Consider the following 15,755-nt stretch of genomic DNA (forward strand, 5'->3'; position numbering starts at 1 on the left):
TGCTAGCTGGACGCGACGCCCGTCGGGATAATCTCGACGATCACATCGTCTTCGCACAACGCCTGTGCTTCCGGCTCGAAGAACCCGTGCGGCACCCCGTCGCGATAGATGCGCACGCCTAGGCCCGTGGTGATCGTCGACAGCGGCTTACCAACCTCCGCCGTCGTGACGCGGCGCTCCGACAAATGCACGCGCCCGTCGACCGAGGCGAGGTCGAGCATATAGTCAGCGACATGCGTCCCTTCGACCGATCCGGCGAGCAGCAGGCCGGCGAAGCTGACCGGGTTGATCACGGTGTTCGCCCCGGCTGCGCGCGCCGGAAACTCATTATCGTCCGCCTTGATGATGATCGAAATCGGCACCTTGGGGGCGAGGTGGCGGGCGGTCAGGGTGACGAGGATCGAGGTATCGTCGCGCCCGGTGGCGACGATCAGCGTCTTTGCCTCACCGATGCGCACGTCCTGCAACGTCTGGTCGCGGGTCGCATCGCCCACCAGCACGTTGCACCCCGCCTCTTCGGCACGGGCCAGCGCGTGCTCGCTGCCGTCAATAACGACGATACAGGCGGGGTCGATGCCGCGCGCGACCAGCTCGTTGACCGCGTCGGACCCGGTCTTGCCGTATCCGGCGACGACGATGTGGTCGGTGAGCATCTTTTGGATCTGGGCCATGCGCCAACTGTCCCATGTGCGTTTGAGGATGAATTGGTAGGTCGTGCCGATGAAGATCAGAATGACGAAGATGCGGATCGGCGTCACCACCAGCGCGTCGAACATCCGCGCGCCGGGCGAGATCGGGACGATGTCACCATAGCCGGTCGTGGTGATCGAGATCATCGTGAAATAGATGATATCGAGAAAGCTGATATGCTCGTCGAAATTGTCGCGCAGCCCCTCGCGGTCGAACCAGTGGAAGGCCACCGCGAAGGCATAGAGGCCCAGTACCGCCCCGACCCGCCACGCGATCGACACCCACGGCGAAATGCGCGACTTGCGCCGGAGCGCCGCATGGGTCGGGATGCGATTGCGGCTCAACGGCTGGGCAGTCTCGGTAGCGGATCGACCGGGTTGCGGCCCTCTCGCAGTTCGAAATGCAATTGCGGGCGGTTCGTTCCGCTGTCGCCGGACAGGGCGATCATCTGACCGCGCTTCACGCTCTGCCCGCGCTGGACGAGCAACTGGCCGGCATGGCCGTAGACGCTGGTCCAGCCGCTGCCATGCTGAAGGATCACGAGGCCACCGAGCGAAGGAATCTCGCTGCCGACATAGGCGACGGTACCGTCGGCGGCGGCGAGGATCGGGGTGTCGAGCGGCACCGCGATCTTGATCCCGTCACTGCGCTCGCCGCTCGCGATCGGGCCAAAGCGGCGAATGATCGTGCCGCGCGCGGGCCAGGCAAAGCCACCGCGTAGCGTTGCCGGTGCCGCAACGGCGGCGTCCGGGGGAAGAATGCGCGCGGAGGATGCAGTGGGGCGTGTGGGACGTGCACGCTCGGCAATCGCGGGCTGACCACCGGTGACGATGTCGTCGATGTCGAGCCGGAACGCGGCGGCGCGCTCTTCGATCGTCATCGTCCGCGGATCGCCCGGGATCAGCAGGCGCATGCCGGTGCGCAGGATATAGGGTTCGGCCAGGTCGTTCTCGGTCACGATCCGGCCCCATTCGACGCCATAGGCGCGGGCGATGGCGATGCCGGTCTCGCTCGAACGAACAAGGTGATAGCGCCCGCCGGGGATCGACAGCCGCTGGCCGATGCGGATCGTATAGGGCGGGGGCAGGTTGTTGGCGCGCGCGATCGCCTCCGACCCTGCGCCGGTCCGGTCCGCGATTCGGCGCAGCGTATCGCCGGGAACGACGACATATTCCGACGCCGCGATCGCGCGGGCATCGGCGGTGACGCGGCGGGCCTCCCATGCCGAGACCGGCGCGGGCAATGCCGAAACATCGGCCTCACGGCGCGGGGCGGTGGTGGGATCAGCTTGCCGGGGTTCGGGAGCGGGACGGGCGGCGGGCGCCGCTCCCGGCGGAATGCACCCGGCCGTCAGCGGTGCCAGCACCAGCGCCGCAATCAATCCCGCCCTGTTGCTGTTCCCCCGCATATCCCGCCCGGCTTAGCCAAATGTCCGGTTAAGCATAACAAGCGATTCACGATGCGTCAGGTCCAGATGCAGGGGCGTAACGGTAATCCAGCCCTGCTCGATCGCCTCAAGGTCGGTATCGGCGACCGGCGAGTGCGGCACGCGGCCAAGGCCGAACCAATAATAGTCGAACCCGCGCGGGTCGGTGCGCTTGTCGAGTCGGAGCCGTCCGTAGTCGCGCAGGCCCTGTCCGACCGGCTTGATTCCAGCCACATCGCTGGCCGGGATCGGCGGGAAGTTGACGTTCATCAGCGTGCGCGGTGCCCAGTCCGCCGCGATCAGCGGGCGCAGCACACGCTCGCCCCATAACTCCGCCGCCTCGAAACTCACCCGCTCGCCCGGCGCGAGCGCGGCGTAGCGCTGGCTCAATGCGATCGAGCGGATACCCGCGAGCGCGCCCTCCATCGCCGCCGACACGGTGCCGGAATAGCTGACATCCTCACCCAGATTCGCGCCGCGATTGACGCCGGACAGGATCAGGTCGGGTGGACCGTCCTTCATGATCTCGGCCAGCGCCATCATCACCGCATCGGTTGGCGTGCCGGTGACGGCAAAGCGACGATCGCCGAAGCGGCGCAGACGCACGGGATCGGTCAGGCTGAGCGAGCGGCCCTTGCCCGATTGCTCCTCCAGTGGCGCGACGATGGTGATGTCGTCGGATAGAGTGCGGGCGAGGCGCTCGAGCACCTCAAGGCCATGGGCATGGACGCCGTCATCATTGGTGAGAAGGATCCTCACCCGCGCGGCTCAAGCCGGTTCACGCCGCGCAGATAGGGCTGGAGCACCTCAGGCACCGCCACCGCGCCATCCTCCTGCTGATAATTCTCCAGTACCGCCACCAACGTGCGGCCGACCGCGAGGCCCGATCCGTTGAGCGTATGGACAAACGCCGGTTTGCCCTCAGCATTGCGGTAGCGCGCGTTCATCCGGCGCGCCTGGAAGTCGCCGCAGGTCGAACAGGACGAAATCTCGCGATAGCGCGCCTGGCCCGGCAGCCACACCTCAAGGTCATAGGTCCGCGTCGCGCTGAACCCCATATCGCCTGCGCACAGCAGCATGCGGCGGAAGGACAGGCCGAGCCGGGTCAGGATATCCTCAGCGCACGCGGTCATGCGCTCATGCTCCGCCTCCGACTGTTCGGGCGTCGTGATCGACACCATCTCGACCTTTTCGAACTGGTGCTGACGGATGAAGCCGCGCGTGTCTCGGCCAGCTGCGCCCGCTTCGGAGCGGAAACAGGGGGTCAGCGCCGTGAGCCGCAGCGGGAGTTCCTCGCCGCTCAAAATCTGCTCGCGCACGCTGTTGGTCAGACTGACTTCCGATGTCGGGATCAGCCAGCGGCCATCGGTGGTGCGGAACGAATCCTCGGCGAACTTCGGCAACTGGCCGGTCCCGAACATGATCTCGTCGCGCACCAGCACCGGCGGCACGCACTCGTCATAGCCATGATCGCCGGTCAGCGTGTCGAGCATGAACTGGCCGAGCGCGCGGTGCAGCTTCGCCGCCGGGCCGCGCAGCAGGGTGAAGCGCGATCCGCCGAGCATCGCGCCGGTGTCGAAATCGAGGCCGAGCGCCGGGCCGAACTCGTGATGTTCGCGCGGGCCGAAGATAAAGGCCGGCTGCGTACCGATCGTGTGGACGAGCTGGTTGTCGTCCTCGTTCGCACCTTCCGGAACATCGGCGGCGGGCAGGTTGGGGATCGCGGCGAGCGCGGTCCGCAGCGCTTCGTCCGCCGCACCCTGCGCGAGATTGAGGTCCTCCAGCGTCTGCTTGAGTCCCGCGACTTCCGCCATCAGCGCCTGTGCGCGCGCCTCGTCCTTTGCTGCCTTGGCCTGGCCGACCTGCTTCGACAGGTCGTTGCGGCGCGTCTGCGCCTCCTGCTGCTGCGTGGTCAGCGCGCGGCGGGCTTCGTCGAGAGCGACCAGCATTTCGGCCTGCGGCTCGGCGCCACGGCGGGCAAGGGCGGCGTCGAACGCCTCGGGGTTCTCTCGGATGGCGCGGATGTCGTGCATGGGCGCAGGCTATGGCGAGCCGCGCGGGGCTAGGCAACCCGGCGCGCACGGCGTGCGTTCATCCTGCACAACATAACCAGGAGAAACACCGATGCAGGTTCCCCATAACGCAATGGTCGTGGTCGCCGATGGCCGCAAGATGCTGTTCCTGAGGAACGAGGGCGATGCGGTGCATCTCAATCTGCAGGTCGAGCGCAAGCGGGTTCAGGATAATCCGCCGGATCGCGAGCAGGGCACCGACACCCCGGGTCGCACGCATTCAAGCGTCGGGACGGGCCGCAGTGCCTATGAAGAGACCGACTTCCACCAGCTTGAGGAAGACCGGTTCGCGGCGGAAACGGCGGAATTGCTCAAAAAGCGCGCGCTGAACAACGATTTCGAATCGCTGATCATCATCGCGCCGCCCCGTACTTTGGGCGAACTGCGCAAACATTATCACAAGGAAGTCAGCGAGCGGCTGACGGGTGAAATCGACAAGACGCTGACCGGCCATCCGATTCCGGACATCGAACAGGCGCTGATGAACGCCGACTAAGCCGGGTCGCCGCGGCGCTTATTCAGCCGCCGCGGCGTCCTTTGCCTTGCGGTTCTGGAACCGTTTGCGCACCACTAGCGCCGCTGCGGCCGCGCCGAACAGCAACACCATCGGCGGCGCGGGAACCGGATCGGGGCCGCCCGACGAACTGCTGGTCCCGCTCGACGTACCCGAAGACGTGCTGCTCGAAGTCGAGGTGCTCCAGCCGCTCGACGTGCTCCAGCCGCTGGACGTCGACGACGATACGTCGCCCGAAGACGAGGCCGAGGTCGATGACGCGGACGAGGTGGACGAGGAGGTCGAGACGTCCCCCGATGACGATGCCGAGGTTGACGACGAGACATCACCCGACGACGAGGCGGACGACGACACGTCCCCGCTCGATGCCGATGACACGTTCCCCGAAGAGCCGCCCGAAGCCGACGAGACATTGCCCGAAGAGCCGCCCGAGGCCGAACTGGTCGAGGACCCGCCAGTCGATGACGTGCTGGTGCTCGACAGGCCGCCGGTCGATGTGGACGATCCGCCGGACGAAGTCGAAGTCGATCCGCCCGAGGTTGAGGTCGAGCCACCGCTGGTGCTGCTGGTCGAGGAGATGACAATACCGCCGCTGCCCGATGCGCCACTGCCGCCGCTCGATCCGCCGAAGAAGCCGCCCGCAAAGAAGCCACCGACAAAGCCGCCGCCGCCGCCGCCGGTCACGGCCGCCGCGGCGCCACCACCGCCGCCGCCGACGACCGGCATCTCGCCGCTCGATCCATAGGTGGGCGGGGGCAGGGGGATTGCGGTTCCCTGCGTGGTAACGGTTACGACCTGGGGCTGGCACTGCGCGGTGGTTGTCACGGTGCGGCGGACGACGCGCTTGCGCAGTGGGCGCTTGACGACGCGGCGCTGAACGACACCCTGCTTCACCGACTGGCGCTGCTGCTGATAGCTGCGCTCTGCGCGGGTTTCGGCGACATGCACCGCTCCGCCACCAACTACGGCGCCGCCGCATGCGCAGGCGCACAGTTTTGCCAAGGCCATCCGAACCGACATTGTGCTTCTCTCTTGTCCCAAGCCGCCGATTGGTGCGCGCTGCACCGGTTTGGCGGACCATTGCGGTAAAAGTGCAGAAGAAAGTATTAAGTGCAATGTCGTTAACCAAAATTTCGACGCTATCCACACCAATATTTGCAGAGACCAAGGGTCATCTATGGTTAATGTGTCTTAAAGGGACGGAATGGACGTTTGCGGCTACTCAATGCTTTAACCAAGGTTCGAAGTTTGTTGGGAGAAAACTGCACGTTGGTTCAGCGCGGCGTAATTTCCCGCGTGCCAAGAACGGCTTGGCGCACGAATCTGTGGATTCGGTAGCTTGTGATACCCAATTTGCCCGGATATAGGGCGCGCGGGGATAAGGGGATTGCGATCGGCCCAGCCATCCGATCCCGTTGTGGAGTGTGGGATGGCGACCGTTTTCGATCACCGCGACGATCCTGAAAAGCCTGTCGCTGCGAACGATTTGCCTGACGGCTATCGTCCGACTGCCGACGAACCGTTCATGAACGCGCGCCAGCAGCAATATTTTCGTGAGAAACTGCTCGCCTGGAAGGATGCGATCCATCGTGAGGCGGCGGGGACGCTCAACCAGCTTCAGGTCGACTCGCTCCGTGAAGCGGACCTGACCGATCGCGCGTCGAGCGAGACCGACTGGTCGATCGAGCTGCGCACCCGCGACCGCCAGCGCAAGCTGATCTCAAAGATCGACGCGGCGCTGCGGCGGATCGAAGAGGGCGAATATGGCTATTGCGAGGTGAGCGGCGAGCCGATCAGTCTCGCCCGGCTCGAAGCCCGTCCGATCGCGACGATGACTGTCGATGCGCAGGAGCGCCACGAGCGGAATGAAAAGGTGTCGCGCGAGGAGTGAGCGCGGCGTTTTCCTCCGCGGGTTAACGGTTTCGATAGTCATTGTTGCTCTAAACTACGCGCGTAACACGTGAACACGAGCGGCAGATGGACCAGTTCTCTTCCGACCCATTGAGCGGACGCTTCAGCGACGATCCGGCAAGCCAGCGCAATGCGGTGCGCGACAGCCTGTTTCTCGCTGCAACGCTGCGCATCGAACAGGTCGAGGTTCCGGTTCGCGTGCGCAACCTCTCGGCGGGCGGGTTGATGGCTGAGTATAGCGACCCTGTTGATTCAGGAACGCCGGTGGAGATTAATGTGCGCGGCGTCGGCTGGACCCGCGGCTATATCGCATGGAACGCGGAGGGCCGGATCGGGATTGCGTTCGACCGTCCGATTGATCCGCTATTGGCACGCAAGCCGGTCGGGCATGCACAGGGCACGCCGCACTACGCAAAGCCGCAGATTTTTCGGGGTTAAACCGCGTCGGTGCGCTTGATGTGGCGCGGGCGTCGGTCGGATATTTCGGGCTTCATTGCGCCGACAAACCGGCACCGATGGGCCGCCCCGCATAAGCGGGGCAACCCGGTGAGCCGCGTCAGCTAAACGCGATTTCTTCCTTCAGCTTGAGCTTGCGACGCTTCAGGTCGGCGATGACGATCTGATCGGGCGCCGGCCGCTGCGACTCGGCGACAATCCGCCGGTCGAGTGATGCATGCTTGGCCTCAAGTGCCGAGAGATGCGCGTTCTGCATGGAAGCAATCCTCCTGCTCTGGTTGGGGGAATATCGAGTAGATCACGATTCGCAGGGCTTGTCGCCCCTTGCAAAACTACCCATCGACAGGGCAACGGCGACATGCGACGGGTTGAGTCCGGGGATAGGCGAGTGATGGACGAAAGCGAGATTTTACGGCGGCTTGAGCTGCTTCGCGTCGACCATCGCGATCTCGATGTCGCGATCGATGCGCTCATCACCACGACGATGCCCGATCAGCTCCAGATCGCACGCCTGAAAAAGCGCAAATTGCTGCTGCGTGACGAGATCGCGATGCTTGAGGATCAGCTGATCCCCGACATCATCGCCTGATCCCGCGTCGCTTTGGGACATGGGGGCCGTGCAAATCCCTATTTCGTTAATGAGCTCTTTCTGTCAGCGTTTATGTCCATGACCGGTGAAGTGGAAACCATGCGCGTTCAGCGCGCACTGATCGACTCGCTCTATACCGAGTCGATGCTGCTCGCCGATGAGGCGCGTGCCTATTTCGACGTGGTGGGGCGCGAACAGCGCGACATGTTGGGTGCAATGGACCGCGTCGTCTTCTCATGCGAGTCGCTCAAGGTCACCACACGGCTGATGCACAGCATCGCGTGGCTGCTGACCCAGCGCGCGGTCGCGGCGGGGGAGATCGCACCGGGCGACGCACGCGACCCGTCGCGCCGGCTCGGTGAGGCGCCGGTGACCGACGCAGCCGCGCTCGAGGCAATGCCGGTCGGCGCCCAGCATCTGATCGCCGCCAGCATCGACCTGCACCGCCGCATCGCCCGGCTCGACGCCGCGCAGGACGAGGTTGCCGGGATTCCGATCAGCCCCGCACGCTCGATGCTCGACCGGCTCGCCCACGCCTTCTAATTCCCGCAGTTCGATTAACCCTGTAACCCGACACGCGTTCGGGCTATGTTCCGTCGTGTACGGAACCGAAGGGAAGATGCGTGTCGATTGAAGTCGTGTTGGCGTTGCTGGTGACGCTGGTGGTCGGGGCGTTGCTCGGCTGGTTTGCGGGGAGCCGCGCGGCGGCGACGCTGCGCGCCGAACGCGACCGGCGTGAGGGGGACTTCAAGGCAGCAATCGCCGATCTCGCCGCCGCCGAGGAGCGCGCGAAGGAAATCCCGGAACTGCGCGACCAGCTCGACACGATCCGTGACCAGCGCGACGCGGCGCGGATCGAGCTGGCGGAGCTGCGGGTCAAAGCCGACGGGCTGGAGGAAAGGCTGACCGGCCAGTTCCGCGAAGTGGCGGGGACGATGCTCGCGGAGACCCAGGCCGCCTTCCTCAAGCGTGCTGAGGACCGGTTCAAGGAATCGGAAGGCGTCGCGGGCCAGAACCTCAAGGCGCTGCTTCAGCCAGTGACCGAGCGGCTGCAGCGCTATGAAGAAGGTGTCGCCAAGGTCGAGGCGGAGCGCCGCGACGCGTTCGGCGAGCTCAAGGGCCAGATCGAACAGATGCGGATCGGGCAGGAGCGGGTGAGCAGCGAGGCGGCGAAGCTCGTCAACTCGCTGCGCAACGCCCCCAAGTCGCGCGGGCGCTGGGGCGAGCAGCAGTTGAAGAATGTGCTGGAAACGTGCGGGTTGGCCGAACACACCGATTTCAACCTGGAGGTGAACGTCGCGGGTGAGGATGGCGGGCGGTTACGCCCCGATGCGATCGTGCGGGTGCCGGGGGGCAAGTCGCTGGTGATCGATGCAAAGGTATCGCTCAACGCCTATCAGGATGCGTTCGGGGCGGTGGATGAAAGCGAGCGCAATATCGGCCTCGCCGCGCACGCCGCATCGATGAAGACCCATATCAACGCGCTGGGCAACAAGGCCTATTGGAACCAGTTCGACGATGCACCCGACTATGTGATCATGTTCGTGCCCGGCGAGCATTTCCTGTCAGCTGCGCTGGAACATGACTCGGCGCTGTGGGACTTTGCGTTCGAGAAGCGCGTGCTGCTGGCGACGCCGACCAATTTGATCGCGATCGCGCGGACGGTGGCGGCGGTGTGGCGGCAGGAGATGCTGGCCAAGGATGCGCGCGAGATCGGTGCGCTGGGCAAGGAACTCTACGACCGCCTTGCCAAGGCGCTGGGCGACCTGCGTACAGTCGGCAGCGGGCTCAACACTGCGGTCAAGAATTTCAACGCCTTCGCCAGCTCGCTCGAAAGCCGCGCGCTCGTGTCGGCGCGCAAGCTCAGAGACTATAATATCGAAACCGGCGCGCGGGAGATCGAGAGCGTGCCGCCGGTCGAACTGCTCGCCAGCCATGCCACGGCGGCGGAGCCGGATGCCGAGAAGACGCTCAAGGCTGCGGAGTAAGCGCCAGCGACTGCGGGCACAGCGCGCGCGGGGCAGGGCGGTGCGACACCAGGATCAGGCCGGTGCCGGTCTGCGTCAGCCACGCATCCAGCCGCGCGACCAGTTCGGCCTCGGTCGCCGGGTCGAGCCCTTCGCTGGGCTCGTCCGCGATCAGCCAGGGGCGGTTCGCCAGCAAAGCGCGGGCGAGCGACAGGCGCTTCTGTTCGCCGCCTGACAGCGTTCCGCCGCCCTCACCGATCGGGCAGTCGAGGCCGCCGGGCATGGTGCGCACGCGGTCGGCGAGGCGAACGACGTCCAGCGCGGCCCACATCGCGGCTTCATCGACTCCCGGCCGCGCAAGGCGGAGATTGTCGCCGATCGTGCCGGCGATCAGCTGCGCTGATTGCGGGGCGAGCGCGAATTGCGCCGCAAGAGTTGAGGCTTCGGCCTGTGCCACCGGCGCCGCGCCGACGCTGAGCGGGAGCGGTGCGGAACGCAGCCCGGCAAGCGTCTCGACCAGTGTGGTCTTGCCGCTGCCAGAGTCGCCCGTGACAACGAGCCGCGCTCCCGGTTCAAGGTCGATGTCCCCGATCCGGAGTGGAAGGGCGGCAGCGCCCGGCTCCGGCGCGGGCTGAGGCGCGATGGCCGCCAGCGCCCCCACACGCGCCAGTCCTTCACCCACCACCGCCTCCCGCAACGCACTGCGTACCCGGATTGCGAGCGCCTCGCTTCCGGCAAAGGCGGCAAGCGCTGCCAACGCTGCCAGCGCGGGACCGTTGTCGGCGACCAGCAAGATCACGACTGCCAGCAGCGCGCTCCATAGCGCGACAAGCCCGTTCAGCGCCGCTTCGCCCCGCGCGAGTGACCGCCGCGCCGCGTCGAGCGCGGCGAGATCATCGGACAGCGCTGCCTCCACGCGATCGGCCAGCCCATAGGCGATGATCTCGGGCCGGGCCGCAGCCAGTTCGACATAGCGATCCCGCACCCGACCGCGCGCTTGCGCTGCGGCCCGGGCGGGGCCGGCGCTCACTCGCCGCGCCAGCGCTGCACCGACGATCAGGCCGATCCCCGCAAGCACGACGAACGCAACCGCCGCGCGCCACCCGGACAACGCGATACAGCCCGTCGCGACCACCCCGCCAACCAGTGCGCCGGGCAGCGCCGAGCGGCGCACGACCAGATCCTCGATCGCCTCGATATCGTCGATCAGCCGCGCGCTGGCCTCACCGCTGGCAAGATCCGGAGCACTCCGTGGGTCAGCGGCGGCGAGCGTGCCGAACAGCCGCGTGCGCAGCCCCGCCATCGCCGTCAGCGCGGCACTATGGCTGGTCAGCCGCTCGCCATAACGGGCCGCAGTGCGCGCGATGGCGAGCGCGCGGATCGCGGCACTGGGCAGCAAATAGTTGAACGCGGTCACCGCCGCCAATCCGCCCGCTCCAGCGATTGCCGAACCGGTCAGGAACCAGCCCGAAATGCCGAGCAGCGCCACCGATGCCGCCGCCGCGATCCCGGCCAGCAGCAACGGCCAGCCAAGGCCGACGCGACGCCCGATCCCCAATTGCGCCGCGATGTGGTCCATTGCTCTCACAGCCGCACCTCCGTCTGCGCATGCGCGGTGAGCGCCATATCGTGGGTCACGACCAGAATCGCATGGGTCTTGGCGAGTTCCTTGAGCAACGCCGTGATCTGCGCGGCGCTGGCGGCATCGAGATCGGCGGTCGGCTCGTCACACAACAGCAGTGGTCGGTGCGACAGCAGCGCGCGGGCGAGGCCAAGCCTGCGCAGCTCGCCCCCCGACAATCCCGCCGCGCGGTGATCGAGTGGCAGGTCCAGCCCGCCGCGCGCCGCGAGCAGCGGGTCGAGCCCGACGCGGTGGCATACCTCCAGAATTTCGGCATCGCGCGCATCGGGCCGGGCAAGCGCGAGGTTGTCGCGCAGCGTGCCCGGCACCACCAGCGGGCGCTGTGCCGCCCAGGCGATGTCAGGCCCGGCGATGGCCGACACGGAGCCCTCCGACGCGGCGACCTGTCCTGCGCAGGCGGCGAGCACGCTGGTCTTACCGCTGCCCGTCGGGCCGGTGAGCGCGACCATGCCGGTCTTACCAAGGCTGAACGACACCGGGCCAATGCGCGCGCCGGGCCATGCGATGACCAGGCCCGCGACCTCGATCCCGGAAAACGAAGCGGGCGTGCCAGCTAATGCCGGCAGCGGCGCGCAGAGCGGATCGACCACCGCATGTGCGGCCTCGCCCAACTGCTTTTCATGATAGGCGGCGGCAAGCCTGCGCATCGGCAGGTAGAATTCGGGCGCCAGCGCCAGCGCGAACAGCGCCTCGCGAAAGGTCAGCGTCTCCGGGACAGGGAAGGGCAGGATGCCGAGCAGGCTGAACCCGCAATAGACCGCAACCAAAGCGACCGAGAGCGCCGCGAAAAACTCGAGCACCGCGCTGGAGAGAAACGCGATTCGCAGCACCGCGAGCGTGCGTGTCGCGACGCCGGATGTCGCGGCACCGATCTGCCGCGTGATCCGCTCGCCTGCGCCGAAATGCCGGATCATCGCCAGGCTGCGCAGCCGTTCGACGAACAACTCGGACAGCTGCTCCAGCGCGCGGAGCTGGGCGTCGGCGGCGCGGCGCGCCATCGTGCCCGCCAGGATCATGCCAAGGATGAACGGGATCAGCGTCCCGATCAGGATCGCGGCTGCAATCGGGCTGGCGAGCGCGACGCAACCCGCGACCAGCAGCGGCCCCATCGCCGCCGCATACCGGACGGGCAGGAATCGCGCGGCATGCGCCTCGATCCGGTCGACATGGTCGATTGCGATCGCGGCACTTTCGCCGATCGGGATGGCGCGGGGAAGCGGCTCGCCGAGCAGGCGGCGATGCAGCCGCGCGCGCAACGGCGCGACGCTGCGCTGCGCCTCACGAATCGCGAGCGACTGGGCGGCAAAGCCCGACAGCGCACGGATCCCGCCGCCGCCCAGCATTGCAAGAATGCCGGTCAGCGGCGTCGATCCGTCGGTCAACGCGGAAACGGCCGCCGCCAGCCCCCAGGCAAAGGCCGCAGCGCCACCAATATCGAGAAGCCAGAAGCCTCCGGCGCGACTGCCTTTTCGCATGGGTGGTCCTTCCGCCTAATCGGATGCCGGGTCGAGTCCGTACTATTCCCGATGTCGGCATGCCAGCGCGCCACCTAGGGCAGCGCGGTACACGTCCCGCAAAAGGGGGGAAATGACGATGATAGATATGGCAGTTGTCGAGCTGTCGCGGCTCCAGTTCGCGCTCACGGCAATGTATCACTTCCTGTTCGTGCCGCTGACGCTCGGCCTCGCCTTCATGCTGGTGATCATGGAGACGGTTTATGTGATCACCGACCGCCCGATCTGGCGCGATATCACGCGTTTTTGGGGAAAAGTGTTCGGAATCAACTTCGCGATCGGCGTTGCCACCGGCATCACGATGGAATTCGAGTTCGGCATGAACTGGGCCTATTACTCGCATTATGTCGGCGACGTGTTCGGCGCGCCGCTCGCGATCGAAGGGCTGATGGCGTTTTTCCTTGAGGCAACCTTTATCGGCCTGATGATCTTCGGTTGGGACAAATTGTCCAAGCGGCAACATCTGCTGACGACCTTCATGGTCGCGCTTGGCACGAACCTGTCGGCGGTGTGGATCCTCGTCGCCAATGGCTGGATGCAGAACCCGATTGGCTCGCGCTTCAATCCCGAAACGATGCGGATGGAAGTCGTCGACTTCATGGCGGTGGTGTTCAACCCCGTCGCACAGGCGAAGTTCGTCCACACCGTCAGCGCCGGCTATGTCCTCGCGTCCGTCTTCGTGCTCGGCATCTCGTCCTGGTATCTGCTCAAGGGTCGCCACGTCGAATTCGCCAAGCGCAGCTTCGCGGTGGCGGCAGCGTTTGGCCTGGCCTCTTCGCTGTCGGTCGTCGTGCTGGGTGACGAGAGCGGCTATGCGCTCACCGACAACCAGAAGATGAAGCTCGCCGCGATCGAAGGCGCCTGGCACACCGAACCTGCACCAGCCGGCCTGTCGATCTTCGGCATCCCGTCGAATGAGGGGCGCGAGACCAAGTACGAGGTCAAGATCCCCTATGTTCTGGGCCTCATTTCCACCCGCAGCCTGACCGGCGAGGTCGCCGGCATCACGCCGCTGGTCGAACAGGCCCGCGTCCGCATCATTCGCGGCATCGACGCCTATGACGCGGTGGAAAAGCTCAAGGTCGACCGCACCAATCTCGCCGCGCGCGAGCAGTTCGAGCGGAACAAGGCCGATCTTGGCTACGCGATGCTGCTCAAGCGCTATGTCGCCGATCCGCGTCAGGCCGATGCGGCCGCGATCGACAAGGCGGCATGGTCGACCGTTCCGAACGTGCCGGTGCTGTTCTGGCTGTTCCGCGGCATGGCGGGGCTCGGCTTCTTCTTCATCGCCTTCTTCGGTGCCGCGCTCTACTTCGCCAATAGCCGCAAGTTCGACCGGAAATGGTTCCTGCGCACCGCAGTCTGGGTGATCCCGCTGCCATGGGTTGCGATCCAGGCCGGCTGGCTGATCGCAGAGATCGGGCGTCAGCCCTGGGCGGTCGAAGGCGTGCTGCCGACCTTCCTCGCCGCATCCAGCCTGACCGTGGGGCAGGTGTGGACGACGATCATCGGCTTCACTCTGATCTATGGCGTGCTCGCGGTAATCGAGGTGCGGCTGATGCTCGGCGCGATCAAGCATGGCCCGGAGCATGGCGCTCCCGAAGCCGAGCCGATCGTCCTCGCCGGCGCGCCCAACCCCTTCCAGACCGTCGCGGCCGAATGAGCCGCGCGGGACAAGGAGACCAATCATGACCCTACCGCTCGATTACGAGACGCTCCGCGTCATCTGGTGGCTGCTGATGGGCGTGCTGCTGATCGGATTTGCCCTCACCGACGGGTTCGACCTCGGCGTCGCATCGTTGCTGCCCTGGATTGCCAAGACCGATGAAGAACGCCGCATGGTGATCAACACCGTCGGCGCGACCTGGGAGGGGAACCAAGTGTGGTTCATCCTCGGCGGCGGCGCGATCTTTGCCGCCTGGCCGTTCGTCTACGCCGTCAGCTTCTCCGGCTTCTACCTTGCGATGTTCCTCGTCCTCGCCGCGCTGATCCTGCGGCCGGTCGGGTTCAAGTACCGCTCGAAGCGGCCGGACCCGAAGTGGCGGTCGCGCTGGGACTGGGCGCTGTTCGTCGGCGGTTTTGTGCCAGCGTTGGTGTTCGGCGTCGCGGTTGGCAACGTCCTGCTCGGGCTGCCCTTCCGCCTCGATAGCGACTTGCGCTCCTTCTATGACGGCACGCTGCTGGGCCTGTTCACGCCGTTCAGCCTGCTCGCCGGGCTGCTCTCGGTCGCGATGCTGGTGCTCCACGGCGCGGGCTGGCTGTCGCTCAAGGCAGAGCAGGGGCCGGTGCTCGATCGGGCGCGGGTGATCGGGCAGGTCGCGGCGGTCGCTGCGGTCGTTCTGTTCCTCGCTGGCGGCCTCTATGTCGCCTGGGGCGGCCTTGGCTTCCGGGTCGAAGGCGTGATCGACACCGCCGGCCCGCCCAACCCGCGCCTTGCCGGAGCGGTCGCGGCGCCGGGCGCCTGGCTCGACAATTATGCGGCCTATCCGTGGATGATCGCCGCGCCTTTGATCGGGCTCGTCGGTCCGCTGGTGGCGCTGGCAGGGATCCGCGCGCGCCGCGACGTGCTGGTGTTCGCTGGCTCTTCGCTCGCCAATGTCGGGATCATCGGGACCGTCGGTCTATCGATGTTCCCATTCATCCTGCCCAGCGCGATCGATCCGACCTCAAGCCTGACCGTGTGGAACGCATCGTCCAGCCACACCACGCTGTTCATCATGCTGGGCGTCACGCTCGTCTTTCTGCCGATCATCCTGCTCTACACCGCGTGGGTCTATCGCGTGCTGTTCGGTCGAGTGACGATCGAACAGGTCCGCACCAACCCCGATTTCTATTGATCGAAAGGAAGCCGCCATGTGGTATTTCGCCTGGATCCTCGGCGTGACGCTGGCCGTCGCCGTCGCCGTGCTCAACGGCATCTGGCACGAGTTCCATTCGCCGCCGTCCGAAGACCAGATCGTCGAAGGCTGAACCG

General features: G+C 66.1%; 17 protein-coding genes. 10 read left to right on the forward strand and 7 right to left on the reverse strand.

The window, feature by feature from the left end:
* Positions 1-2: 2 nt before the first annotated feature.
* From VGN66_RS15575 to serS, 4 genes are read right to left on the reverse strand one after another with little or no spacing between them, the layout of a single operon-like run.
* Positions 3-1,034, reverse strand: coding sequence for a potassium channel family protein (locus VGN66_RS15575; RefSeq protein WP_327519727.1), 1,032 nt, complete (start codon positions 1,032-1,034; stop codon positions 3-5).
* Positions 1,031-2,056: a M23 family metallopeptidase gene (locus VGN66_RS15580; protein ID WP_327519728.1), complete on the reverse strand. Its 1,026-nt coding sequence runs from the start codon at positions 2,054-2,056 to the stop codon at positions 1,031-1,033. Before VGN66_RS15580 ends, VGN66_RS15575 begins: the two co-directional genes overlap by 4 nt.
* A 54-nt stretch (positions 2,057-2,110) precedes the next feature.
* Positions 2,111-2,875 (reverse strand): 5'/3'-nucleotidase SurE, encoded by a 765-nt coding sequence (gene surE / locus VGN66_RS15585; RefSeq protein ID WP_327519729.1) that lies wholly within the window; start codon positions 2,873-2,875, stop codon positions 2,111-2,113.
* Positions 2,872-4,149 (reverse strand): serine--tRNA ligase, encoded by a 1,278-nt coding sequence (gene serS / locus VGN66_RS15590; RefSeq protein WP_327519730.1) that lies wholly within the window; start codon positions 4,147-4,149, stop codon positions 2,872-2,874. The genes surE and serS overlap by 4 nt, the downstream gene beginning before the upstream one ends.
* 91 nt (positions 4,150-4,240) lie before the next feature.
* On the opposite strand from serS, the gene VGN66_RS15595 reads away from it, so the two are divergent.
* The 4 genes from VGN66_RS15595 to VGN66_RS15610 all read left to right on the forward strand — a co-directional run bounded on the left by VGN66_RS15595 (position 4,241) and on the right by VGN66_RS15610 (position 7,051).
* Positions 4,241-4,684: a host attachment family protein gene (locus tag VGN66_RS15595; RefSeq protein ID WP_327519731.1), complete on the forward strand. Its 444-nt coding sequence runs from the start codon at positions 4,241-4,243 to the stop codon at positions 4,682-4,684.
* 64 nt (positions 4,685-4,748) lie between these two features.
* On the forward strand, positions 4,749-5,447 hold the full coding sequence (locus VGN66_RS15600; protein ID WP_327519732.1) for a hypothetical protein: 699 nt from the start codon (positions 4,749-4,751) through the stop codon (positions 5,445-5,447).
* Between the two features lie 684 nt (positions 5,448-6,131).
* A complete protein-coding gene (gene dksA, locus VGN66_RS15605; RefSeq protein ID WP_327519733.1) occupies positions 6,132-6,593 on the forward strand; it encodes an RNA polymerase-binding protein DksA in 462 nt (153 codons plus the stop codon).
* An 86-nt stretch (positions 6,594-6,679) separates the two neighbouring features.
* Complete coding sequence (locus tag VGN66_RS15610; RefSeq protein WP_327519734.1) at positions 6,680-7,051, forward strand: PilZ domain-containing protein; 372 nt, start codon at positions 6,680-6,682, stop codon at positions 7,049-7,051.
* 118 nt (positions 7,052-7,169) lie between these two features.
* Here the strand turns inward: VGN66_RS15610 and VGN66_RS15615 are convergent, their stop codons facing one another.
* Complete coding sequence (locus tag VGN66_RS15615) at positions 7,170-7,325, reverse strand: YdcH family protein (protein WP_224920027.1); 156 nt, start codon at positions 7,323-7,325, stop codon at positions 7,170-7,172.
* 135 nt (positions 7,326-7,460) lie between these two features.
* Here VGN66_RS15615 and VGN66_RS15620 point away from each other — a divergent pair, with 135 nt between their 5' ends.
* The 3 genes from VGN66_RS15620 to VGN66_RS15630 all read left to right on the forward strand — a co-directional run bounded on the left by VGN66_RS15620 (position 7,461) and on the right by VGN66_RS15630 (position 9,646).
* Positions 7,461-7,658 (forward strand): YdcH family protein, encoded by a 198-nt coding sequence (locus VGN66_RS15620; protein WP_224920028.1) that lies wholly within the window; start codon positions 7,461-7,463, stop codon positions 7,656-7,658.
* 78 nt (positions 7,659-7,736) lie between these two features.
* Positions 7,737-8,201 carry a DUF1465 family protein gene (locus VGN66_RS15625; protein WP_327519735.1) on the forward strand — a complete coding sequence of 155 codons (465 nt, stop codon included), beginning with the start codon at positions 7,737-7,739 and terminating at the stop codon, positions 8,199-8,201.
* Positions 8,202-8,281: 80 nt separating this feature from the next.
* On the forward strand, positions 8,282-9,646 hold the full coding sequence (locus VGN66_RS15630) for a DNA recombination protein RmuC (RefSeq protein WP_327519736.1): 1,365 nt from the start codon (positions 8,282-8,284) through the stop codon (positions 9,644-9,646).
* On the opposite strand, the gene VGN66_RS15635 is transcribed toward VGN66_RS15630, so the two are convergent.
* Positions 9,630-11,204, reverse strand: a complete 1,575-nt coding sequence (locus VGN66_RS15635; RefSeq protein WP_327520282.1) for an ATP-binding cassette domain-containing protein — start codon at positions 11,202-11,204, stop codon at positions 9,630-9,632. The genes VGN66_RS15630 and VGN66_RS15635 overlap by 17 nt on opposite strands.
* A gap of 5 nt (positions 11,205-11,209) precedes the next feature.
* Positions 11,210-12,742 carry an ABC transporter ATP-binding protein/permease gene (locus tag VGN66_RS15640; protein ID WP_327519737.1) on the reverse strand — a complete coding sequence of 511 codons (1,533 nt, stop codon included), beginning with the start codon at positions 12,740-12,742 and terminating at the stop codon, positions 11,210-11,212.
* A 121-nt stretch (positions 12,743-12,863) separates the two neighbouring features.
* Here VGN66_RS15640 and VGN66_RS15645 point away from each other — a divergent pair, with 121 nt between their 5' ends.
* The 3 genes from VGN66_RS15645 to cydX are packed head-to-tail and all read left to right on the forward strand — an operon-like array spanning position 12,864 to position 15,751.
* A complete protein-coding gene (locus VGN66_RS15645) occupies positions 12,864-14,444 on the forward strand; it encodes a cytochrome ubiquinol oxidase subunit I (protein WP_327520283.1) in 1,581 nt (526 codons plus the stop codon).
* A gap of 25 nt (positions 14,445-14,469) precedes the next feature.
* Positions 14,470-15,618, forward strand: a complete 1,149-nt coding sequence (gene cydB, locus VGN66_RS15650; protein WP_327519738.1) for a cytochrome d ubiquinol oxidase subunit II — start codon at positions 14,470-14,472, stop codon at positions 15,616-15,618.
* 16 nt (positions 15,619-15,634) lie between these two features.
* Positions 15,635-15,751, forward strand: a complete 117-nt coding sequence (gene cydX / locus VGN66_RS15655) for a cytochrome bd-I oxidase subunit CydX (RefSeq protein ID WP_224920034.1) — start codon at positions 15,635-15,637, stop codon at positions 15,749-15,751.
* The last annotated feature ends 4 nt before the right edge of the window (positions 15,752-15,755 follow it).

Origin of the sequence: Sphingomonas sp. (assembly GCF_035998645.1) — a bacterium.
GTDB lineage: Bacteria > Pseudomonadota > Alphaproteobacteria > Sphingomonadales > Sphingomonadaceae > Sphingomonas.

Excerpts from the sequence above, each read along its gene's own strand:
- VGN66_RS15610 (WP_327519734.1), top strand. The coding sequence starts at position 6,680 with ATGGACCAGTTCTCTTCCGACCCATTGAGCGGACGCTTCAGCGACGAT.
- dksA (WP_327519733.1), top strand. The coding sequence starts at position 6,132 with ATGGCGACCGTTTTCGATCACCGCGACGATCCTGAAAAGCCTGTCGCT.
- VGN66_RS15625 (WP_327519735.1), top strand. The coding sequence starts at position 7,737 with ATGACCGGTGAAGTGGAAACCATGCGCGTTCAGCGCGCACTGATCGAC.
- VGN66_RS15620 (WP_224920028.1), top strand. The coding sequence starts at position 7,461 with ATGGACGAAAGCGAGATTTTACGGCGGCTTGAGCTGCTTCGCGTCGAC.
- VGN66_RS15640 (WP_327519737.1), bottom strand. The coding sequence starts at position 12,742 with ATGCGAAAAGGCAGTCGCGCCGGAGGCTTCTGGCTTCTCGATATTGGT.
- VGN66_RS15615 (WP_224920027.1), bottom strand. The coding sequence starts at position 7,325 with ATGCAGAACGCGCATCTCTCGGCACTTGAGGCCAAGCATGCATCACTC.
- cydX (WP_224920034.1), top strand. The coding sequence starts at position 15,635 with ATGTGGTATTTCGCCTGGATCCTCGGCGTGACGCTGGCCGTCGCCGTC.
- VGN66_RS15635 (WP_327520282.1), bottom strand. The coding sequence starts at position 11,204 with ATGGACCACATCGCGGCGCAATTGGGGATCGGGCGTCGCGTCGGCCTT.
- cydB (WP_327519738.1), top strand. The coding sequence starts at position 14,470 with ATGACCCTACCGCTCGATTACGAGACGCTCCGCGTCATCTGGTGGCTG.
- serS (WP_327519730.1), bottom strand. The coding sequence starts at position 4,149 with ATGCACGACATCCGCGCCATCCGAGAGAACCCCGAGGCGTTCGACGCC.
- VGN66_RS15595 (WP_327519731.1), top strand. The coding sequence starts at position 4,241 with ATGCAGGTTCCCCATAACGCAATGGTCGTGGTCGCCGATGGCCGCAAG.